At 50.1% G+C, this 22712-nt stretch carries 19 protein-coding genes and 4 tRNA genes; 5 read left to right on the top strand and 18 right to left on the bottom strand.

Annotated features, from left to right (window positions below):
- Positions 1-14: 14 nt before the first annotated feature.
- From rpoB to BLV87_RS00875, 12 genes are all read right to left on the bottom strand, one after another.
- The gene (gene rpoB, locus BLV87_RS00930) at positions 15-4100 is read right to left on the bottom strand and encodes a DNA-directed RNA polymerase subunit beta (protein WP_093064448.1); all 4086 of its coding nucleotides are present in this window, start codon (positions 4098-4100) and stop codon (positions 15-17) included.
- A 157-nt stretch (positions 4101-4257) separates the two neighbouring features.
- Positions 4258-4635 (bottom strand): 50S ribosomal protein L7/L12, encoded by a 378-nt coding sequence (gene rplL, locus BLV87_RS00925; RefSeq protein ID WP_093064446.1) that lies wholly within the window; start codon positions 4633-4635, stop codon positions 4258-4260.
- A gap of 28 nt (positions 4636-4663) precedes the next feature.
- Positions 4664-5182, bottom strand: coding sequence for a 50S ribosomal protein L10 (gene rplJ / locus BLV87_RS00920; RefSeq protein ID WP_093064444.1), 519 nt, complete (start codon positions 5180-5182; stop codon positions 4664-4666).
- 264 nt (positions 5183-5446) lie between these two features.
- A complete protein-coding gene (gene rplA, locus BLV87_RS00915) occupies positions 5447-6142 on the bottom strand; it encodes a 50S ribosomal protein L1 (RefSeq protein ID WP_093064442.1) in 696 nt (231 codons plus the stop codon).
- Position 6143: 1 nt separating this feature from the next.
- Positions 6144-6575, bottom strand: coding sequence for a 50S ribosomal protein L11 (gene rplK / locus BLV87_RS00910; RefSeq protein WP_093064440.1), 432 nt, complete (start codon positions 6573-6575; stop codon positions 6144-6146).
- A 54-nt stretch (positions 6576-6629) separates the two neighbouring features.
- Entirely contained in the window at positions 6630-7163 is a 534-nt protein-coding gene (nusG, locus tag BLV87_RS00905) for a transcription termination/antitermination protein NusG (RefSeq protein WP_093064438.1), read from the bottom strand.
- Positions 7163-7558 (bottom strand): preprotein translocase subunit SecE, encoded by a 396-nt coding sequence (gene secE, locus BLV87_RS00900; protein WP_093064436.1) that lies wholly within the window; start codon positions 7556-7558, stop codon positions 7163-7165. The genes nusG and secE overlap by 1 nt, the downstream gene beginning before the upstream one ends.
- A gap of 101 nt (positions 7559-7659) precedes the next feature.
- Positions 7660-7735: transfer RNA gene (locus tag BLV87_RS00895), tRNA-Trp, on the bottom strand.
- Positions 7736-7794: 59 nt separating this feature from the next.
- Positions 7795-8985 carry an elongation factor Tu gene (tuf, locus tag BLV87_RS00890; RefSeq protein WP_093064434.1) on the bottom strand — a complete coding sequence of 397 codons (1191 nt, stop codon included), beginning with the start codon at positions 8983-8985 and terminating at the stop codon, positions 7795-7797.
- A gap of 33 nt (positions 8986-9018) precedes the next feature.
- Positions 9019-9094 (bottom strand) — tRNA-Thr (locus tag BLV87_RS00885).
- Between the two features lie 29 nt (positions 9095-9123).
- A tRNA-Gly gene (locus tag BLV87_RS00880) sits at positions 9124-9197 on the bottom strand.
- Between the two features lie 67 nt (positions 9198-9264).
- A tRNA-Tyr gene (locus BLV87_RS00875) sits at positions 9265-9349 on the bottom strand.
- 185 nt (positions 9350-9534) lie between these two features.
- On the opposite strand from BLV87_RS00875, the gene BLV87_RS00870 reads away from it, so the two are divergent.
- Positions 9535-10860: a UDP-glucose dehydrogenase family protein gene (locus BLV87_RS00870; RefSeq protein ID WP_093064432.1), complete on the top strand. Its 1326-nt coding sequence runs from the start codon at positions 9535-9537 to the stop codon at positions 10858-10860.
- Positions 10861-10869: 9 nt separating this feature from the next.
- Here BLV87_RS00870 and BLV87_RS00865 read toward each other — a convergent pair whose 3' ends face one another.
- The 4 genes from BLV87_RS00865 to tsaA are packed head-to-tail and all read right to left on the bottom strand — an operon-like array spanning position 10870 to position 18511.
- On the bottom strand, positions 10870-14475 hold the full coding sequence (locus BLV87_RS00865) for a translocation/assembly module TamB domain-containing protein (RefSeq protein WP_093064430.1): 3606 nt from the start codon (positions 14473-14475) through the stop codon (positions 10870-10872).
- Positions 14472-16244 (bottom strand): autotransporter assembly complex protein TamA, encoded by a 1773-nt coding sequence (locus tag BLV87_RS00860; protein WP_093064428.1) that lies wholly within the window; start codon positions 16242-16244, stop codon positions 14472-14474. Before BLV87_RS00860 ends, BLV87_RS00865 begins: the two co-directional genes overlap by 4 nt.
- Before the next feature lie 41 nt (positions 16245-16285).
- Complete coding sequence (gene dacB, locus BLV87_RS00855) at positions 16286-17761, bottom strand: D-alanyl-D-alanine carboxypeptidase/D-alanyl-D-alanine endopeptidase (protein WP_093064426.1); 1476 nt, start codon at positions 17759-17761, stop codon at positions 16286-16288.
- Between the two features lie 18 nt (positions 17762-17779).
- Positions 17780-18511, bottom strand: a complete 732-nt coding sequence (tsaA, locus tag BLV87_RS00850; RefSeq protein ID WP_093064424.1) for a tRNA (N6-threonylcarbamoyladenosine(37)-N6)-methyltransferase TrmO — start codon at positions 18509-18511, stop codon at positions 17780-17782.
- Positions 18512-18604: 93 nt separating this feature from the next.
- Here tsaA and BLV87_RS00845 point away from each other — a divergent pair, with 93 nt between their 5' ends.
- Positions 18605-18955: a UPF0175 family protein gene (locus BLV87_RS00845; RefSeq protein WP_093064422.1), complete on the top strand. Its 351-nt coding sequence runs from the start codon at positions 18605-18607 to the stop codon at positions 18953-18955.
- A complete protein-coding gene (locus BLV87_RS00840; RefSeq protein ID WP_093064421.1) occupies positions 18934-19440 on the top strand; it encodes a PIN domain-containing protein in 507 nt (168 codons plus the stop codon). The genes BLV87_RS00845 and BLV87_RS00840 overlap by 22 nt, the downstream gene beginning before the upstream one ends.
- A gap of 9 nt (positions 19441-19449) precedes the next feature.
- On the opposite strand, the gene BLV87_RS00835 is transcribed toward BLV87_RS00840, so the two are convergent.
- The gene (locus BLV87_RS00835; RefSeq protein ID WP_093064419.1) at positions 19450-20208 is read right to left on the bottom strand and encodes a YdcF family protein; all 759 of its coding nucleotides are present in this window, start codon (positions 20206-20208) and stop codon (positions 19450-19452) included.
- Positions 20209-20287: 79 nt separating this feature from the next.
- Between BLV87_RS00835 and BLV87_RS00830 the strand changes: the two genes are divergently transcribed.
- Positions 20288-21535, top strand: coding sequence for an ATP-binding protein (locus BLV87_RS00830; RefSeq protein ID WP_175517794.1), 1248 nt, complete (start codon positions 20288-20290; stop codon positions 21533-21535).
- Here the strand turns inward: BLV87_RS00830 and BLV87_RS00825 are convergent.
- On the bottom strand, positions 21532-22023 hold the full coding sequence (locus tag BLV87_RS00825) for a HugZ family pyridoxamine 5'-phosphate oxidase (RefSeq protein WP_093064415.1): 492 nt from the start codon (positions 22021-22023) through the stop codon (positions 21532-21534). The two genes, BLV87_RS00830 and BLV87_RS00825, sit on opposite strands and share 4 nt — an antisense overlap.
- A gap of 144 nt (positions 22024-22167) precedes the next feature.
- Between BLV87_RS00825 and BLV87_RS00820 the strand changes: the two genes are divergently transcribed.
- A complete protein-coding gene (locus tag BLV87_RS00820; protein WP_093064413.1) occupies positions 22168-22632 on the top strand; it encodes an META domain-containing protein in 465 nt (154 codons plus the stop codon).
- Positions 22633-22712 lie beyond the last annotated feature (80 nt).

Genomic DNA, 22712 nt, shown 5'->3' with positions numbered 1-22712 from the left:
ACCAAAATCCTGTGTTAATCCCGTTCCAGTTCGATATTCAGCCCCAGTGAGCGGATTTCCTTCATCAGTACATTGAAGGACTCAGGCATACTGGCTTCCATAAAATGGTCGCCGTCCACAATGTTCTTGTACATTTTGTTACGACCGTTCACGTCATCCGACTTGACTGTGAGCATTTCTTGCAAGGTGTAAGCGGCACCGTAAGCTTCCAGTGCCCAAACCTCCATCTCACCGAAACGCTGACCACCGAACTGTGCCTTACCACCCAAAGGCTGTTGGGTAACAAGGCTATAAGGGCCTGTAGAACGTGCGTGCATCTTATCATCGACCAAGTGGTTCAGTTTAAGCATATGCATGTAACCAACGGTCACTTTTCGCTCAAACATATCGCCTGTCCGACCATCACACAATTGGGTTTGACCACTTTCTGGCAAATCAGCCAAACGCAACATAGCCTTGATTTCCGCCTCATCAGCACCATCAAAGACTTGTGTTGCCATTGGCACACCTTTACGCAGATTGTTCGCCAATGTCACAACCTCATCATCACTCAATTCAGCAATAACTTCATCTTGGTTCGGATTACCGCCCGTAGCGTAAACTTCGCTGATGAATTGACGTAATTCATCGACCTTCGCTTTGGTGTCGATCATGCGTGCAATCTTTTCACCCAGACCTTTTGCTGCCCACCCCAGATGCGTTTCTAGAACCTGACCAACGTTCATACGCGACGGAACGCCCAACGGGTTCAATACGATGTCAACAGTCTGACCATTAGCCAAGTATGGCATGTCTTCAACCGGAACAATGCGCGAAACTACACCCTTGTTACCGTGACGCCCCGCCATTTTGTCACCCGGCTGCATCCGGCGTTTCACCGCGATGTATACCTTGACCATTTTCAGCACACCTGGTGCGAGATCATCGCCTGCCATGAGCTTATCACGCTGCTTGTGCAATCGCGTTTCATAGTGCTTTTTCTTCTCGTCGATCTGGTGAGACAGCGATTCGAGTTGGGTATTCACCTCCTCGTCCTGCATACGGATAGCGAACCAATCCTTTTTCTCCAGATTATCCAGATAAGACTCGGTGATGACCGTGCCAGATGTCAGACGGTTAGGGCCGCCCAAGGCTTCTTTACCAATCACCAGTTTTGCAAAACGGTCGAAAATATCGGCTTCGTAAATACGCAGTTCGTCACGCAAGTCTTTACGGACTTTCTTCAGATCTTCTTCCTGAATCGCCAAAGCACGTGCATCACGCTCTACACCATCACGGGTAAACACGCGCACGTCGATAACCGTGCCCGCCATACCCGTTGGTACGCGCAAGGACGTATCTTTTACGTCAGAGGCTTTTTCACCGAAGATCGCCCGTAGCAATTTTTCTTCCGGGGTCAACTGGCTTTCGCCCTTCGGTGTAACCTTACCAACCAGAATATCGCCCGGTTTTACTTCCGCACCGACGTGAATAATGCCGCACTCGTCCAACTTCGCCAGCAAGCTTTCACTCACGTTCGGGATATCCGCTGTGATTTCTTCCGGCCCTAACTTGGTATCACGTGCCAAACACGACATTTCTTCGATATGGATGGACGTATAACGGTCTTCATCCACCACACGCTCAGACAGCAAAATGGAGTCTTCGTAGTTGTAACCGTTCCAAGGCATGAACGCGATGAACATGTTCTGACCCAGAGCCAATTCACCCAAATCCGTAGAAGAGCCATCCGCCAACACGTCACCACGCGCCACCACATCACCAACTTTGACAATCGGACGCTGGTTAATGCACGTGTTTTGGTTGGAACGGGTGTACTTGATTAAGCTGTAAATATCGACACCGCCGCGAACTTCGTCAGCTTCATCGTCATTCACACGCACAACAATACGCCCAGCATCCACCGAGTCAATCAAACCACCCCGACGCGCTGTGACTGCCGAACCGGAATCCTGTGCAACTGCACGCTCCATCCCTGTACCTGACAATGGCTTATCAGCACGTAAGCAAGGCACGGCCTGACGTTGCATGTTAGAACCCATCAAGGCGCGGTTCGCGTCATCGTGTTCCAAGAAGGGAATCAAAGAGGCAGCAACCGAGACGATCTGTTTCGGCGATACGTCCATGTACTGCACTTCGCTGGCTTGCTTCAAGGTAAATTCATTACGGTGACGGCAAGAAACGAACTCATCTGACAAACGGCCCTCATCATCCAGTTCCGCGCTCGCCTGAGCGATCACGTAGTTGGATTCTTCAATCGCGGACAAATAGTCAATCTGCATGGTCGGCTTGCTATCAATAACCTTGCGATACGGTGTTTCTAAGAAACCGTAATCATTGGTACGCGCATACACCGCCAAGGAATTGATCAAACCGATGTTCGGGCCTTCCGGCGTTTCGATTGGGCACACCCGACCGTAATGGGTTGGGTGTACGTCACGCACCTCAAAACCGGCACGTTCACGGGTCAAACCACCCGGCCCTAATGCCGAAATACGGCGCTTGTGAGTCACTTCCGACAGCGGGTTGTTTTGGTCCATAAACTGAGACAACTGGCTAGAGCCGAAGAACTCTTTAATCGCTGCCGAGACTGGTTTGGAATTCACCAGCTCTTGGGGCATCAAGCCTTCGCTTTCCGCCATCGTCAAACGCTCTTTCACTGCCCGTTCAACACGCACCAAACCAACGCGGAAAGCATTTTCAGCCATCTCGCCCACGCTGCGCACACGACGGTTGCCGAGGTGGTCAATGTCATCCACATCATCGCGCCCATCACGGATGTCAATCAGCTTTTTCAGTACGTCCAGAATGTCGTTCTGATCCAATACGCCGGAACCGGTCGCTTCTTCGCGCCCTAAACGACGGTTGAACTTCATCCGCCCAACTGCAGACAAGTCATAACGGTCATCTACAAAGAATAGATTGTTGAATAAGTTTTCTGCCGCTTCTTTTGTTGGTGGCTCGCCTGGACGCATCATGCGATAAATTTCAATTTGCGCTTCCAACTGACTAGTACTGGGGTCAATTTTCAGGGTATTCGAGATAAACGGGCCACGGTCTAGCTCATTGGTGTATAAAATATTGAATGACTTAATATCATTATCACGCAGTTTTTCCAGCACAACATCGGTGATTTCATCATTGGCTGATGCCAACAACTCGCCTGTCAATGAATCAACTATATCATGTGCCAGAATTTTACCGTTCATGTACTCATTGGGTACAACCAGCTTATTCATCCCAGACTTTTCCAACTGACGAATATGCTTAGCAGTAATGCGACGCCCTGTCTCAACCAACACCTGCCCATCCAACATAATGTCGAATGAAGCTAACTCACCACGCAAACGTTCTGGCACCAACTCCATTTCCACAGTACTGTCGCTCAAATGCACGGCTGTTTTATCGAAGAAGACATCTAAAATGCCTTCGTTCTGCATACCCAGTGCACGCAACAAGATCGTCGCTGGCAATTTGCGACGACGGTCAATACGCACAAAGATAGAATCTTTAGGATCAAACTCGAAGTCTAACCACGAACCACGGTAAGGAATGACACGTGCACTGTGCAGCAACTTACCAGCAGAATTAGATTTGCCCTTGTCATGCTCAAAGAACACGCCGGGTGAACGGTGCAACTGAGAAACGATAACACGCTCAGTACCGTTAATAATAAATGTGCCTTTATCCGTCATCAGCGGCAATTCGCCGAGATAAACGTCCTGCTCTTTAATGGCCTTAACCACTTTGGCATCCGCAGGCGCGTCCTTATCATAGATAACCAGACGCAATTTTACGCGCAAGGACGTAGCAAACGTCAACCCACGCAACTGGCATTCCTGCACATCAAACACAGGCTCAGCCAAACGATAATCTGCATATTCCAGCGCAACATAATTGTTGTAGCTGATAATCGGGAACACCGAAGAAAAAGCTGCGTGCAAACCAACATCTCGGCGCTCTACGACTGGTTTCTCCAGTTGCAGGAAGTGTCGATAGGAGTCTAACTGAATGGTAAGCAGGTCAGGCACTTCCAGTATCTGCGGCCGTTTCCCAAAGTCTTTGCGGATCCGTTTCTTTTCGGTATAACTCAGTCCCATCGTCTTTCCTCTCTGGAATCAGAACCCCGGCTCACAACAACACTGCCGGATTTTTTCACTCGCTCTAATAAGCGAGAAAAGGCCGACAGTACTTGAGCACTGCCAGCCTACAAGGTATGTAAGAACTAATTGCTACGCAACACGCTCTCTCTCAATCTTACTTGAGTTCGACAGTCGCGCCTGCGTCTTCCAGTTCTTTCTTCAACTTAGCTGCGTCGTCCTTGCTTGCGGCTTCTTTCACGACGGAAGGAACGCCTTCAACCATGTCTTTTGCTTCTTTCAAGCCCAGACCGGTTGCGCCACGGACTACTTTGATAACGTTGATTTTGTTAGCACCGAAGCTAGTCATTACAACGTTGAATTCAGTTTGTTCTTCAACCACCGCAGCCGCTTCGCCGCCAGCAGCAGGACCAGCAGCAACAGCAACAGCTGCTGTTACGCCGAATTTCTCTTCGATCGCTGAAATCAGGTCAACGATTTCAGTCACAGTCATGTTGGCAAACGTTTCCAACATATCTTCTTTAGTACAAGCCATTTTGTTTCTCCAAAACCTAAATCAGTAATCAATCTAAGCTAATGCCAGCGGCTTCAGCTTTTTGGTCACGCAATGCAGCAAGAGTGCGAGCGAATTTATCCAACGGTGCACGCAGGACAGCAGCCAAGGTGGCCAGTGCCTGATCGCGAGTTGGCAATTTCGCCAGACGATCCAATTCAGCAGCAGGAAGCATTTTGCCGTCGATAGCAACAAACTTTACTTCCATCTTGTCATTGGCTTTGTCTTTCTTGAAGTCTTTAATCAAGCGTGCCGCTGAGCCTGGGTCTTCCTGAGAAAACGCCAATACCAACGGACCAACCAAACCGTCTTGGATACACTCGAAAGCAGTACCTTTAACAGCGATTCGCGCCAGATTATTCTTCACAACACGCAGGTACACCCCATTCTTACGCGCGTTTTGACGCAACGTAGTGAGTTGAGCTACGGTCAATCCACGGTACTCAGCAGCTACCGCAGAATAAGCACTTGCAGCAACTGCGGCCACTTCAGAGACAATCTCTTTTTTCTCTTGCAGTGTTAATGCCACGTTATCTACTCCTGGTTTGGCGGATAATCCACCATTTATCGATCACTTACCGGAAACATCCGGTTTGCGAAGGAAACAGCGTCCCAAACCATCTTACTGACTCGGGGAACGCCATCTGCGCAGGTTCTCTACATTAGATGCAGAACCATTAAGCTTCATACGAAGCACCTACGGTCTCTGACGACATACGTCCTGTATATCTTTTTGCCTTGCGGCTGTTTCCATCCTTGGAAACAGAGAATGGGGCGCTAACGCCCCAATCCATTAGTAAGACAGTGATGCGTTATCGACTGTCAAACCAGTACCCATGGTTGTGGATACAGAAACTTTCTTCAGGTAAACACCTTTGGATGTAGATGGCTTCATTTTCACCAAATCCGCCACCAATGCGTTGATATTGCCAACCAACTTGTCAGTATCAAAATCAACATTACCAACGGAGCAATGGATGATACCTGCCTTGTCAGTACGGTAACGAACTTGACCCGCTTTAGCATTGCGAACCGCACCAGCAACATCAGGGGTTACTGTGCCAACTTTAGGATTGGGCATCAAACCACGCGGACCGAGGATTTGACCCAACTGGCCGACCACACGCATCGCGTCCGGGCTGGCAATAACCACGTCAAAATCCATCTTGCCCGCTTTGATTTCAGCCGCAAGATCGTCAAAACCCACGATGTCTGCACCAGCAGCCGTCGCTGCCTCAGCATTTGCACCTTGTGCAAATACTGCAACGCGAACTGTTTTGCCGTTGCCGTTTGGCAATACGGTAGAACCACGCACTACTTGGTCAGATTTACGTGGATCAACACCAAGGTTGAAGCTTACATCAACGCTTTCTAAAAACTTGGCACGTGGCAGAGATTTCAGGGTATCCAGCGCATCAGCTATAGCGTAAGACTTGGTGCGGTCGATTTTCTCAGCAATCGCTTTTTGGCGCTTAGTTAACTTTGCCATCTTACAAACCCTCCACTTCAAGACCCATACTACGAGCAGTGCCTGCGATGGTGCGGATTGCCGCTTCCATACTCGCCGCCGTCAAATCAGGGGTTTTTGCTTTAGCAATTTCTTCCAACTGTGCAACAGTGACTTTACCCACTTTGTTGCTGTTCGGCTTAGCACTACCAGACTTGATACCAACTGCTTTTTTCAGCAATACAGAAGCAGGTGTGGTTTTCATTACAAACGTAAAGCTCTTATCGCTGTACGCAGTAATAACGACTGGAGTAGGCAGGCCGACTTCAAGGTTCTGTGTTGCAGCATTGAATGCCTTGCAGAACTCCATGATATTCAGACCACGTTGACCCAGTGCAGGACCGATAGGTGGACTTGGGTTTGCTTTACCAGCCGGAACTTGCAGCTTGATAAAAGCGATGACTTTCTTTGCCATGATATTTTCCTATAAATGGGTAGTAACGCCTGACGGCTCCCCGTGACTATCTGATCAGGCTTTTTCGACCTGATAGAATTCCAGCTCAACGGGTGTTGAGCGACCAAAAATCTGCACTGCCACCAACAGACGGCTTTTTTCGTAATTAACTTCTTCGACTACGCCGTTGAAATCTTTAAATGGCCCATCGGTTACACGCACAACTTCTCCTGCATCAAAAAGGACTTTCGGGCGTGGCTTTTCAGCACCCTCCTCTACTCGACGCATGATATTGTCGACTTCTTTTTGCGTAATTGGTGCAGGCTTATCTGCCTTGCCACCAATGAAACCCAACACTTTTGGTGTTTCCTTCACCATATGCCATGTTTCATCATTCATTTCCATTTCGACTAGCACGTAGCCAGGAAAGAACTTACGCTCGCTTTTGCGCTTCTGACCATCACGCATCTCTACAACTTCTTCCGTAGGGACGAGCACACGACCAAAAGCATCTTGCAGCTCAAAACGCACAATGCGCTCTTCAAGTGAGCGCTTTACTTGATTTTCAAAACCAGAATAAGCTTGCACGACATACCAACGCATTGCCATCAGACACCTCCTCCACCAAGCAGACTTTTAACGCCCCAACCAAGTAGGGAATCAACACCCCAGAGGAAAATGGAAAGGATTATGACGATGACCATCACCATTAACGTAGTTTGAAGCGTCTCAGCACGGGTGGGCCACACCATTTTGCGAACTTCAAGGCGCGAATCCTTCATGAAACTCAACAACCGCTTACCGGAAAGGCTCGATAGCGCAACAGCAACCCCCGCACCGACAACAACCAATAAGCCTAATACACGGAACAGAACAGAAACAGGCTGACCCTGCCAGCTCTCAAAGTAATAGAAACCAACAATGCCTGCAAGCAGCAATGTGACAGCAACAATGAGCTTTACTGTATCAAGCGACGAGCCCTGTTCTTCGGTATGTAATGACATTTATTTTTACCAAACCTGATAGCCGAATGACTTTGGATAACACACTGCGAACAGCTTAATAGCAACAACTACAATTTATTGTCCAAAGCCATCTATGAAGATGGCAGGCCAAGAGGGAATCGAACCCCCAACCTGCGGTTTTGGAGACCGCCGCTCTGCCAATTGAGCTATTGGCCTGTAAAGGCAAGAAAGAGCAGAGAAGATACTCTCTACTCTTTCCAAACACAAGGGTTTATTTACGCAATGATTTTGGCAACAACACCAGCACCGACGGTACGACCACCTTCACGGATGGCAAAACGCAGACCTTCTTCCATCGCGATTGGGTTGATCAGGGTAACAGCCAACTTAACATTGTCACCAGGCATTACCATCTCAACACCTTCTGGCAGTTCACAAGCACCAGTTACATCGGTAGTACGGAAGTAGAACTGTGGACGATACCCCTTGAAGAATGGCGTATGGCGCCCCCCTTCCTCTTTAGACAGGACGTAAACTTCCGCCTCGAATTGAGTATGCGGCTTGATCGAACCCGGCTTGCATAAAACTTGACCACGTTCAACCTCTTCACGCTTAGTACCACGCAGCAACAAACCAACGTTGTCACCCGCCATACCTTGATCCAGCAACTTACGGAACATTTCAACGCCCGTAACAGTAGTGGATTTAGTATCACGAATACCAACGATTTCGATGGTTTCGCCAACCTTGATCACACCACGCTCGATACGACCAGTCACAACCGTACCACGACCAGAGATAGAGAACACATCTTCAACAGGCATCAGGAATGTGCCATCAATCGCACGAACCGGATCCGGAATAAAGGTATCAATAGCTTCGATCAAACGTGCGATCGATGGAACACCGATGTCAGACTCATCGCCTTCCAGTGCCATACGCGCTGAACCTTTAACGATTGGCGTGTCATCACCCGGGAAGTCATAGCTAGACAGCAGCTCACGCAACTCCATTTCAACCAGCTCTAACAACTCTTCGTCGTCAACCAAGTCGCACTTGTTCATGTAAACAACAACGTATGGAACACCAACCTGACGAGACAGCAGAATGTGCTCACGTGTTTGTGGCATTGGGCCGTCAGCAGCAGAACAAACCAGAATTGCACCATCCATCTGCGCCGCACCTGTGATCATGTTTTTAACATAGTCAGCATGGCCTGGGCAGTCAACGTGTGCGTAGTGACGTGTTTCAGATTCATACTCTACGTGCGCAGTTGAAATGGTAATACCACGTGCTTTTTCTTCAGGAGCCGCATCGATCTGATCGTAAGCTTTGGACTCACCGCCATATTTCTTGGCCTGTACAACTGTCAAAGCCGCTGTCAGCGTGGTTTTGCCGTGGTCAACGTGACCGATTGTGCCGACGTTTACATGCGTTTTATTACGCTCAAATTTACTTTTTGCCATGATCGATAACTTCCCGTTAAATTCCTGAATAATTGGTGCTCTCAGGCAGAGTCGAACTGCCGACCTCATCCTTACCAAGGATGCGCTCTACCACCTGAGCTATGAGAGCAAAACCATTTTAACGACTCAGCCAGAAATTGGAGCGGGTGATGGGAATCGAACCCACACAATCAGCTTGGAAGGCTGAAGTTCTACCATTGAACTACACCCGCCTGAAGTCGTGTGCCCGCACGGCATCGCATGACGCTATAAATCAAGCTGAACGTGCAAACCAAAATATGGTGGAGGGGGAAGGATTCGAACCTTCGAAGGCAGAGCCAACAGATTTACAGTCTGTCCCCTTTGACCGCTCGGGAACCCCTCCAACTGGAAAGGACGGCATTTTGAGTGAATCACTCGTCAATGTCAACCTTGAAAAAGCAGAATTTTGTCATTAATTTTCGACGGCTAAACTAGTAAGTTTGTCGGCTTAATTGTTACAAAAATTAGCGCGATCAATCATAATGCGTATCGCATACAAAAATCTAGTTTTTATTTTAGGAACCATCAATGAAAGTTACAATTTACGGTTCAGGCTATGTTGGCCTAGTGACAGGGGCGTGCTTAGCACAAGTTGGCAATGACGTACTCTGCGTCGATGTTGATGAGCGCAAAATCACCATGTTATTGAATGGAGAAATCCCTATTCACGAGCCAGGTCTCGATAAAATGGTACAGGCGAACATCGCGGCTGGTCGCCTGAAATTCACCCTCTCAGCAGCCGAAGGCGTTGCACATGGTTTATTCCAATTTATTGCCGTTGGCACACCACCCGACGAAGATGGTTCAGCCGACTTGCGCTATGTATTGACTGTTGCCCGCTCGATTGCACAGCACATGGATGGCTACCGTATCGTCGTGGATAAATCCACTGTACCCGTTGGAACGGCTGATAAGGTAAGAACTGCCATGCAGGAAGTTCTGGAACAGCGTGCTTTCAATACCGAATTTGACGTGGTATCCAACCCCGAATTTCTCAAGGAAGGGGCTGCGCTGGACGATTTCATGAAACCTGACCGCATTGTGATAGGCACAGATAACCCACGCACGACCGAACTGATGCGTGAATTATATGCCCCCTTCAACCGCAGCCACGACCGTCTGGTAGTCATGGACATCCGTTCAGCAGAACTCACCAAATACGCCGCAAACGCCATGCTTGCCACTAAAATCAGCTTTATGAATGAACTGGCAAACATGGCTGAATTATTAGGGGCTGACATCGAAAAAGTACGGATTGGAATCGGCTCAGATCCCCGCATTGGCTACCACTTCATCTATCCCGGCTGCGGGTATGGCGGCTCTTGCTTCCCTAAAGATGTACAAGCATTGGAACGTACTGCGCGTGAAATCGGCTACAACGCTAAATTATTGTCTGCGGTCGAAGCGGTTAACTACCGCCAGAAGGACAAACCTTTCGAGAAACTACAAAAGCATTACGGTGCGAACCTCGAAGGCAAAACCGTAGCACTCTGGGGTCTGGCCTTCAAACCCAACACCGATGATATGCGCGAAGCCTCTAGCCGCACACTCATGGAAACCTTATGGGAACAAGGTGTTAAGGTACAAGCGTTTGACCCAGTAGCGATGGAAGAATGCACCCGCCTCTACGGTCAACGGGACGACTTAACACTGTGTAAAACCGCTGATGACGCGCTGGATGGCGCAGATTGCCTAGTAATCGTCACTGAATGGCAACAATTCCGCAGCCCCAACTTTGATACGATCAAAACCAAACTGAAAGACCCCGTAATCGTGGATGGGCGTAACCTGTATTCCCCTGAACAAATGGCGAAAAAAGGTATAACTTACTACGCTATCGGACGTGGCTGCTAAGCTCAACCATCAGCGTTTTAATAATCCCTTATCGGTGTCGATCTTGTAAATCAAGTCGACACCTTGCTGAAGACCTGCCTGCGCCTCGACCTGCAAATGCTTGTTAATTTGATAAGTAATGGCTACCCGTTGCAGCGAATCAAACAAACCAACAATATAACGCACATACAAACGTGCACCCAAACGCTTACCTAACGCCAATTCACTCTGGTCAAAATTACCATTTTTAGCTTTCAACCCAACCTCATCCAAACCGAGACTCCCTCCCAAGCGTTGTGCGAGGTTTTCCCCACCAGCAATCCCCAGACCAGTAATGGCCTCCATTAATAAAGAGGACTGTTCACCGCTAAGGCCAGACATGGCTCGCCCTGTTAACAAATAACTCAAGGTATCGCTTTGCGTTTGCTGCGGTGAGGAAAACAACGTCGACTCCGGCTGCTGCACCGTACCGGCTAGCGCAATACCCACTTTAATATCGCCCTCATCCACTTCACGCACCGCTCTCACATCCAAGCCCGGATTATTGAGTGGGCCGTTGAAAAGCAAGCGCCCACGCTCAATCGCCAAACGTTGTTCATAAGCGTTATAAACCCCATCCACAACGCTTAAAACCCCCTCAGCAATAATATCCTGGCGAGTACGCAATACCCGTAGCTTACCGATTAAACGCGCATCCAAGCCAAACCCATTAAACTTCACTTTATCACCCAGCTCAATCACCACATTGGGATTGATATTCAATGGCGTATCTTTCACCAAAACTTGGGGTTGCCCGCTTCCTCCTGTTTCAGCAGAACGCCCCACGATGACCACATCATCCGAACGGGCGCTTGCCGTCTGCGGAATTTCCCGCAAACTAACCGTCGCCTCAGGAATCAATACCGAACCACTGATCGACACATCCGCAGGACTAGCTTGAATGCTCAAATTCGGGGAAACCAATGCCTGTATTTCATGCGTATCCATCAAGGTCAGGTTATTACCCTGCAAAGCTACATTAGCCTGCCAATGCGGTAAATTTGCCAATGACAACACCCCATTAGCCGTCATCATCCCCGCTCCTGCCCGCAACGAACCCTTGATGGTCGCACGCTCTGTACCACGGGCTTGCATATCAAGGGTAATTGCCTCCAGCGTCACGCCCGCTTCAGGTAAATGTACCTGCCCCCCCGTCAGCTTCACCCCCCCATTCACAACCGGCTTTTTAAGCAATCCTGTTAGCGTCACATCCCCTGTCACACTGCCCTGTAAATGCTCAATCTGCGGGGAAAAACGTTCCAACCAAGCAATATCCGGCATCGCCGCATTCAGCCGCGCATTGATACGATGATTACCATCCAACGGCGACAAATCAATCCGCCCATCAGCCCGTAACTGCCCATAGCGCACCAAATCCACTTGCGCTTGCATATCCATTTGACGGTCATTGAGACTCAAATCGGCACGGGTACTGGTGTACTGTAAGGTTTCCACCTTCCCCTTGTTACCCCGCAACTTCACCGAACTGTCAGGCAAACGCAATGCCACGCTCGCCTGTGGCTTCCCACCGCGCTGCTCAAAACGGTAATCAGCGTCGGCGACACCCTCTACACTTAAGGTTTCCGGCAACCACGAGCGCAACATCACCAGAGGAATCTGCCGCAAATCACCAGCGATGCTAAAGCCTGTCGCAGGCATCCAAGCCGGTTTACCACAAGCACGCGCCCCCCGATTGTTTAAACAAATCATGGAACTACTCAACGCTTTATCAGAAACTTGTAGATTAATCGGATCTGCCATATCCCAGTTTCCTGCTGGCGTATCCCGCAGCGCAAGCTTAGGAAGTGTTCCCTGCCACTGCCCATTTTGCCAACCAGCACTTGCCGCAAGCTCCAGTTTACCCGCCTCATGCGTCACCTGAGCCGTCATCTGATGACGCTCTATCGCCCCCTCTCCATCAATCCTGGCAGACTTAATGAGCGTTTCACCGGCTTGAAAATCCTTAAGCGTACCTTGCAACTCATAACGTTCAGCAACTTGCCTTGCTTGCAAATCTACTGCGCCCAAACGGTAATCTTGATAGCGAAGTTTGCTCCCCTGCAAATCCGCCTGAATTTCTGGCTTTCCCAACTTTCCTTTGAAAACACCCTCACCCTGTAAACTGCCTTCTAGCCCCTTCCACGCCTTAGCAAGATTCTTAGCATCCACTTTCCAACGCAAATCGAATGGTTCTGTTGCCTGTCCAGACACCTCCACTCGGTTAGCACCTGACTGAATCACCACGTCCTGTGCAGCCAACTTTGCATCACCCCAATCAAGCTTACCCTTAGCCTGCAAGTCATAACCTTCGACATTACCCGCAAGTTCCACCACCTCTAATTGCAATCGCGAGCCATCCAATAAACCACGTAACGTACCATTGCCCTTAGCTGTCCCACGAATCCGGGGATCAAGCTGTGCTAATTTGGGTGCATCTACCTGCCAGTTAATATCGAGTCGATCACTAGCATTACCGCTTGCCTGTAAACGGTTATCGCCGATCTTGGCGTCCAAGGCACGCAGATCAATCACCTTGCCATTCCAGTCGCCCTGCCCTTGAATATCGACGGGGTATTCACGCAATTTCCCCTGTAAGCGCGTCACGTCCAAAGTAGCTGCTTGCAGCTTGCCCTGATGCAACGAACCACTGGAATGTAGCGCCACATCCAGATTAGCAGGCCACTCCTTGAGAAAATGAGCGGGGTTTAACTGACGTCCCTCCACATCGGCTGCCCATACCAGTGCATCTTGCCAGCCTAACTGCCCAGAAGCACTTAACTCGCCCGCTTCGCCATTGAGCCGCAATTTGTCAATCACAAGCTCAGCAAACGAGCCTTTGCCTTGTAACTGTGCTTGATAACGCGGGTAGTCAGCGTAAGCCCAATCAGCCTCCAGACCGAGCGTGTATTGCAATAACTCACCACCCACTTTGGCCTTAGCCGTACCGCTTCCCCACGTATCACTAGCGGCATCCACCGCCACATTCAAAGCCAAAGTATGAGGCTGAGCCAACGCCATACTCCCATCCAGTGCCACATCGACCTTACCTTGAGCATCGTAAAGCTGCGCTTGCAACTTCTCGACGTGCAACTGCCCCTCGCGTGCACGTGCATCCAATTGCACATCACGTAAGCGCAGCGGGTGTTCACCCTGCCAAACCTCCAGTTCGTCAATGCTAATTTGCCGCGCATCAACAGTTAGCGGCAAGCGAATCGACATTAACTCAAAGGGTTGCGATGCTTCAGCTTCCTCCTGACTGGCTGGCAAACGGATTACCAACTTATCCACATGCAAACGCCTCACCCACAATGCCGGTGGTGAAGCAACCTCGACCTGACTATCCACCGCCACACTACTGGCTTCCAAGGTGGCACTCTCACTCTCCCAACGGATGCGACCCGCTTTCAGCCCCGCTGCTAACGTGCCTTCCACCCCCTCCATCTCCAACCCTGAAACCAAATAATGCGCATTATTCACCAGAAAACGTGTACCCGTTTGGGAAAGCGCCAGAAACGCAACACTTCCCCCTACCAGCAAAAGCAGCAGGAAAATCACCAGCAACGGGTTAACCAATAAATGTTTCAGCCATTGATTCACAAGTCAGGCCCCAGACTGAAATAGAAATGCACATCACTAGGATCGTCCTTAGGCGCTGCAATATCCGCACGTATCGGCCCCAACGGCGATTTGTAACGTACCCCAAAACCGACGCCCACGTTCATGGTCAAATGTGCGGTATTATCAAACGCATTACCCGCATCCACAAAAGCAGCCGCACTCCAGTTATCCACTACAGGATGCTCATATTCGACACTGGTGGTTAACAAGTGCTTTCCCCCTACGACATCACCCGCTGTATTCGTTTCACCCAAAGACTCGAAGTCATAACCCCGCACTGAACTTTGCCCTCCTGCAAAAAAACGCAGGGATTTGGGCATTTCATCTAACTCATTGGTCAGCGTCGAGCCAGCCGTACCTTGCAAAATCAGCTTCCCCCCCCTTTCAAGGGTATGCAGGTATTTACCATTGAACTTACCTTGCAAGACACTTTGGTCACTTAATACCCCCTCGGCTGCACCCTGTACTTCTGCCGCTACTTGCCACCCTTGCGTCGGAAACAGTAAATCATCGGTTTTGGTCTTTTTAACCCGAACGCCACCAATAGTTAGTTGGGAGCGCGTTTCATCCCCACTATTGAGGCGTGTGGTTTCATCGAGGTAATTGACAAATACTGTTTGCTGCCAATCATTGTCATTGCGACGGTTATAGTCCACACCCACTTTAAATGCTTCGCTCTCAATGCCGTTGTTATCGGTATAACGCACCCCGCCGGACAAGCTGGCATATTCGTGTTCAGGTTCCCATAACGGCACTTTGTATGAACCTTCAACTGACTGCTCATTTTGAGCCAACGTGCCTTTTGCATTGAGTTTGTGGCCTTTATTGTTGACCCAATGGGCTTCCATATCCGTTTCGACCCGAAACCCTGTATCAGTACCATACCCCAAGCGCCCGCTGTACGTGTAACGCTTGCGCCGCTGGGCGTTAATAGCCACTGGCACTACCCCATTTTCGGCTTGTTGGTAAGCGCCACTCACCTGGACTTCCTCATAATAACCGCTGCCATCCAAAATCCGCTGCTGTTTCAGCAAATTTTCTGTGTTGTATGTGTCGCCCTCACGCACACGCAAGTAGCGATTGAGGTATTTTTCCGCCAACACATCTTGTTCCACCGTGACCTTACCGACTTGGTAACGTTTGCCCGTGTCGAAATGCAAGCGTACTTTGGCTTGGCGTGTCTCAGGGTCAACTTGAATTTCCCTTATCAGGTATTCCGCATCGAAAAATCCCAAGCGGTTCGCAGTACTGTTGAGGCTGGCTTTGAAATCTTCGTAGCGTTGATGCACCAGCACATCGCCCCTTTGATAGGGTAACACCGCTGTAATGCTGCGGAATTCTGGTAAATCCTTACCCGCACCCGTTACCTGCACCTTAACATCGGTGACACGGACAGGTTCGCCGGGCTGTACCGCGACATGCAGCGCCAAACAGTTCCCCTGTTTTACGGCGGTAACATTGAAACGTGCATTGTAATAGCCCATTGCCTCCGCGCCTTCGGGCAGTTTTTCCTCAGCAGACTCGATGAAATCCGCCACCCGATCATTGGAACTGTCACACTTGAGGTTACGTAAGGAGGGCATGAAGGCTTTAAGATTATCAGCAAGTGAAGTGTCTGCCCCCTGCACCGTAACTTTGACGGGAGATTCTACCTCAGCCGCCGCCTCGTCTTCCGTTTGCTGGAAAAAAGCGGCATACCCCGGTGCACTTGTGCCTAATAAGCATAAGCCCCAAATGATTTTTTTCATGCTGCCGCTTCCTTATCCTTATGTTTTGTTTGCGATATTACTTACTGCTCGAACGCCCATTTCAGAATCGCATCCTGCAAGCGCCGTCCGCTACCCTGTGCTTCCCGACCATTATGCAATAGCACAATGACCAGACGCTTACCGCTGCGGGTTAACATATACCCCGCAATCGCCGTCGCATCATTCAACGTACCCGTTTTCAAGTGGCTGCGCCCACGCAAATCATCGTCTTTGAAACGGCTTGCCAGTGTCCCGTCTTCACCCAGTAGCGGCAATGACGCCATGAATTCCGGCATATACGGGTCACGCCATGCGGTTTCTAATAACTGACCTAACTGCCTTGCCGTAAGACGCGCACTGCGGGACAAGCCGGAACCGTTTTCGACTACCATACCAGTGTAGTCGATACCGGCTTTTTTGAGCATATCGGCGGTCGCCATGCGGCTTTTGTCCAATGTCGCGGGCGCTCCCAGCACTTTCGCGCCGATGGTGAGGAACACATTGCGCGTCATCACGTTATTGCTCCACTTATTAATGAAGCGGATTTGCTCCCCCAAGGTACGCGATTCGTGAGTATGCAATAATATATCGCCGTCCCGCACTGCCCCTGTTTGCAGCTTACCGTTGAACATGCCGCCTTGCGACTGCCACACATCCCGAAACGCATTGAAGACATGCTCCTCAGGGGTGGACAATACCCGCAGCACAAAGTTTTTACCGCAATCTGCCGAATATGCGCCGGAAACCTTAAGCGCCGTGGCTGTTTGCGTAAAGTCCGGCTGGTAATGCCCCTTACGGCAACCGCCTTTCGCCAATACCATGCTGTTGTCCAATTGCAAACCGGGAATCAGCGGGAACGGCGTAATCCCCACTTTGCCGGTGGCTTGGTCGGCTTCCAACAGAAAACGGTTCGCCTGAAAGTTAAACATTAGCGCCGACGGCTGGGCGTTGTAGACACGGGTTGGTTCATTATCGAAAGCCGCCGGGTCGTAATCGGGAATATTGAAATAACTGTTATCCACCACCAATTGCCCGCGAATGTCTTTCAAACCTTTCAGTTGTAAATCGTGCAGCAATTGCCAAAACGCTTCATCGGTCAGAAACGGGTCGCCGTAACCTTTTAAAATCAAATCACCGTTGAGAACACCGTCCTTCAATTCACCGCGCGTCCATGCCTCGGTTTTCCAAGTATAGCTGGGGCTAAGTAACTTGAGTGCAGTCCAAGTCGTCAGCAATTTCATTACCGAAGCAGGGTTACGCGGCACTTTATCGTTATGCACCACCATCGGTACGTTGGCGTTTAAATCGCGGATATACACGCTCAGGTTTTCAGAGGGAATCTTGGCCTGCTGTATTAACGCCTGAATATCTGTCGGTAAATCAGCGGTTTGTTGGTGGCGAATCAGGGTGAGTTCAGCCGGTTGCGGTGCGGGACGGCTGGGCAACTGCTGCTCTTCAGCACCAACGCTTCCTAAACTCACGCATAGCCCTATCGTGATGAATAATTTTTTCAACATAATGCATTCGTTATGGTTTTAAGTGTCTGGTTTAAGGTCGGCTAATTCTAGCACTTCAATGCCCGCAACGGTGTAATGCCAGCGCAAATCAAAATCGTAGAGGCGCATGGCGTATACCCTATCCACCATTTGCCCGTGCTGGTAAGAAGGGCGCGGGTCTTGACTCAGAATCTGCTCAATCAATACACGCACATCGGTGTGCCACTGCGCTTGTTTTTGCGCACATTGCTGAGCGGCTTGGGTAGAAAACACCACTGGCTGCGGGGCAAGGGGCGCATCCGGCGCAAAGCCTGCCCGCGCTTGCGGCAGCGCATCCGCATACGGAAGATACGGTTTAATATCCAGAATCGGCGTGCCATCCAGCAAATCTGCCCCAGCGAGTTCGAGGGTGATGTTACTCCCTGAGACCTGAATCCCGCATAACTCAGCCACCGTGAGACCGATCGGGTTAGGGCGGAAGGTGGAACGGGTGGCGAATACACCCAACCTTGCATTGCCGCCAAGACGTGGCGGGCGCACCGTGGGTTTCCAGCCTTGCGCTTGCGTGCCGTGGAAGACGAAGATTAGCCAGACGTGGGAAAAGCCTTCGAGTCCGCGCACCGTTTCGGGCAGATTATACGGGGGCAAAAGCGTGAGGGTGGAACGAGCGGCTGTGACCAAACCGGGTTGGCGGGGGATACCGAATTTTTCTTTGTAGGGGGAAGTGATGGTGGCGATGGGAGAAAACGAGATGGCATTACTGAAGTGCATTTTGAATTTAATTTCCGATGGCAAAAATTAAGACGGTCAGGGTAATGCATCTGTGCTAGGCTTAACAACGTTCCTACATCTGAGGTGAACAATATGCAGGCTGTTAATATCCGTCAACTCAAAAACAACCCTTCGCAAGTGTTACGCACGGCACACGAAGACGATATGGTAGTCGTCATGAACCGTGATACGCCTACCGCATTATTGATTGACCTGGAAAAATTGGGTTTACCCGACATGCTTAGCGTGAAGCTGGCATTAGCGGTGGCACTATTTAAAAACGCCGCCATTTCAGCAGGTTCAGCCGCTCGCATGGCCGGAAAAACCCTGCCGGAAATGCTGACGCTGCTTTCCAATCTCGGCATTCCCCTCACCACCACCAATGCGGAAGAAGCAGCGCAAGATATGAGCATTGCCCGCGAATGGCTGCAACAACACACATGAGCGTCGTCATTGCAGATGCAGGGCCACTGATTGCCTTGTCACGCATTCAACAATTGGATTTGTTGCGTGGCGTCTTTGGGGAAGTGCTAATCACCACAACTATTAGGGATGAGGTGCTGCCAGCGGCTGATTATGCGGGCAAAGCCGCATTGCAGGACGCTTTAAACGCGGGTTGGTTACAAACGGTGGACGTGCCGCTTGATGATTGGCAAGCACTCTGTTCCGGTGTTGATGCGGGTGAAGCCAGCGCTATTCACCTCGCAGGGCAATTATCAGATGTTTTATTGATCATCGACGATCGCGCAGGACGCGCCGAAGCACGCGCCCGTCATTTGCGTTTCACTGGAACTGCCGCCGTTATCGGTCTGGCAAAGCTGAAAGGTTTGATTCCTACTGCCCGCCCGCTCCTGTATGCCTTGCGTGATTCTGGCTACCGGCTCAGTGATGTTGTAATTCAATCCGTGCTAGATGATGTAGGTGAGTAAATTTTATTGTCAGATAATCCCCCGCAACTTCGCCCAAACAATCCCCAGATACTCATACGCCACCCGTTGTGCCGCCAACACAGAATCACTATCAGGGAATAACTCAGCCGGACTAAACCCCGCGTTATCTTGCACCACATAATGCGTTGGCGCAGGCACGACATTCACCCCCGCCAACCTGAACAAGCCCACCGCACGCGGCATATGCGACGCTGATGTTACAAGCAGCACTTTGTCATCACCCACCATTTGCCGAATAATGAGCGCTTGGGTTTCGGTATCCGGCGACTCCTCATCCACCCGAATATCGGCGGGATTGACTCCCAGTGACACCGCCATTTCACGCATGGATTCCGCATCCGAACCAGAACCATACACCCGCCCGCCGGAAACCAGTAATGTCGCCCCCGGCAATTGCCGATACAACCGAATGCCTTCCACCAAGCGCCCCAACGATGCCTCACTCAACCGCGCATGGAGCGGAATTGCCGCATCAGAAAATGTACCGCCACCCAGCACAGCGATCCATTTAGCATCCCCCACCACAGCAGTCACGGGTGGATATTCATGCTCCAACGCTTTCAAAGCAGGCGCAAACCCCAAACCATAGCTCACAGCCAGCAACAATACCGAACCCGCCGTGACCAAAACCTTGCCGGTTTTCTGCCGGTGCGTAAACCACAACAGCACCAAGCCGATCAGTAGCAACAACACACACAACGACAGTGGCATGATGGCGTTAGACAACAGTTTTTTGAACAAAAACATCCCCAGAACTCCCTCAACAATTTCAATAATTCAACGCTATACTTTAGAATATCTAAACCCTAACTTTACATTTGCAAATATGTTTACCGAACGCCGCCTTGCCCCTAAGCTCTTGACCGCCCTCAACAGCAGCCCAATTGTGTTCATCAGCGGCGCACGCCAAGCCGGAAAAAGCACCTTGGTACAAACGCTTTCAGCCAGCCACTTCCCAGCGGATTACGTCACTTTCGACAGCCCCACCGCGATGGCAGCCGCTGTCAGCAACCCCGATTTTTTCCTGAGCCGCGAGCGTCCACTGATTATCGACGAAGTGCAACTCGTTCCTGACATCTTCCGCGCCCTCAAAAAACGCATAGACGACTTGCGCCTCAAAGACAAAGCCAACAGTAATGGGCGCTACTTGCTGACCGGTTCAGCCAATATCATGGCATTGCCCAAACTCGCGGATGCACTAGTCGGACGCATGGCGTTGCTACGCCTCTACCCCCTCTCCGCACTGGAACTGCACCAACAAAACGGCACATTCCTCACCAACCTATTCAGCAACCGCTTCCCCTATCAATCCCTCACCACCAGCATGGAAGCCACGCTTACCACCATCCGCGATGCGACATTCCCGGAACTCCCCAGCAAAACCGATGCGGAACGCGAGTTGTGGTTTGACAGTTATATCAGCACCCTATTACAACGTGACGTGCGCCAAATCGCCGAAGTCGAAAAAATCACCCTGCTACCCAGCCTATTGCGCCTAATGGCAGCACGCGCTGGCAATCTGGTAAATGACAGTGAAATCGCCCGCAGTGTCGGTCTGAATGCCATCACCGGCAAACGTTACCGCACCCTATTGGAATTCATGTACCTGACTACCGACATTCCGCCCTGGTTTCGCAATATTGAAAAGCGTCTGGTCAAAGCGCCCAAAACCTACTTATTTGACACCAACTTGCTCTGCCACACGCTCGGCTACCACCTGCAAGATTTACCCTTACACAACCCCACGCTGTTTGGGCATGTACTGGAAAACTTCGTTGCCAGCGAACTCATTAAGCAATTGTCGTTCAGCAATACCCGCGCCAACCTATTTCATTTCCGCACTAGCGACGGCAAAGAAGTCGATTTCGTCTTGGAACAACCCAACGGACAATTAGCAGGTATTGAAGTCAAAGCCGCCGGGCAAGTCCAAAGCAGTGATTTCAAAGGCTTGCAAGAACTGCAACAACAGGTAGGCGCTGACTTTCTGTGTGGCGTGGTCTTGTACCAAGGTACAGAAACGGTTCCCTTTGGTGAAAAATTGTGGGCAATACCATTAGCCGCACTCTGGCATTAAGCTTGCCCCGGCCCGATATGCTGCAACTCACGCAAACCCTCCCCCGCCAGCACAAATGCTTGCCCAAAACCCATCACGAAGCGCCCGGATTGCGGAACCAGCCGGAACATCACGAAATCCCCCAAGCCGCGCAGCAAACCCACCACATTGCCAAAGCGCATTTCCATCGCATCCAATAGCGGTGCATATTCCGCCGCTTCCCGTACCACGACCTCTGCCACACAGCGATAAGTCACACGAGTACGTGCAAAAATTTGCCGCGCCTCTTGCTCATCCTCAATCAGCAACACGGAAAGTTGCGGGTGTTGCAGAATTTCTTGCGTATGGCTGGATAGCTGACTCACGAAAATGTAGAAATTGCCCGCGTCATCCTGCACAAAGGGTGCATAACTGATCGACGACTCACCTAAGGCATCCAAGGTCGCCAGTTGCAGGGTTTTTGCACGCTTTAGTAGTTGCCCCAGTGTTTCCTCAGGGTTCTTGCTCATGACTTTTCTCCGCAAATAAGCTCATCATACAACTCATCGGTTCATTTTGCGTGATGAGTGCTTGCGGGAGCATTATTTGTTGCAACTTTTTTCTGTTTCAAACCTCTACATAACCATAACAACACAGCACTTAGGAGTTAGACCATGCTCAAGGTATTCTTTTCCTCATTAACAGGGCAAATCATCAGTGCACTGGTATTTTTGAGCATCATTTCTGCCTGTAGTTTTGACGCCAGAGAACCCGTGCCGGGCATGACGTTGGCAAATACTAGTTGGACACTGAAAACCTTGGATGGCAAACCCGTCACCACCGACAAATTACCCACCATTCAATTTGATGACACACGCATGAATGGCTATTCCGGTTGTAACCAATTTTTCGGGAATTACACCAGCAGTAGTGATGGCATTTTCACCACCAGTGCGGTAGGTGCAACCAAAATGGCTTGCCTCGATGACAAAAATACGTTGGAGCAACAGTTTTTTGCGCAATTAGAAAAAGCCAACAAATATGCCGTCACCCGCGAACAACTCCATCTTTTGGATAACGGGCGCAATATTTTGATGGTTTTGAATGCAGCAAAACCAACCACTGACAAAGCAAAATAAGATTTTTTACCGTTTATCATAAAAATAAAATGGGCTGGCATCCGCACACTAGATGACCAGCCCTTCATATTCTTAGACTG

This window comes from Thiothrix caldifontis (genome assembly GCF_900107695.1).
In the GTDB taxonomy this organism is placed as follows: domain Bacteria; phylum Pseudomonadota; class Gammaproteobacteria; order Thiotrichales; family Thiotrichaceae; genus Thiothrix; species Thiothrix caldifontis.
Note: the sequence above shows the minus strand (reverse complement) of the source record. Positions and strands in the feature narration are given on the sequence as shown.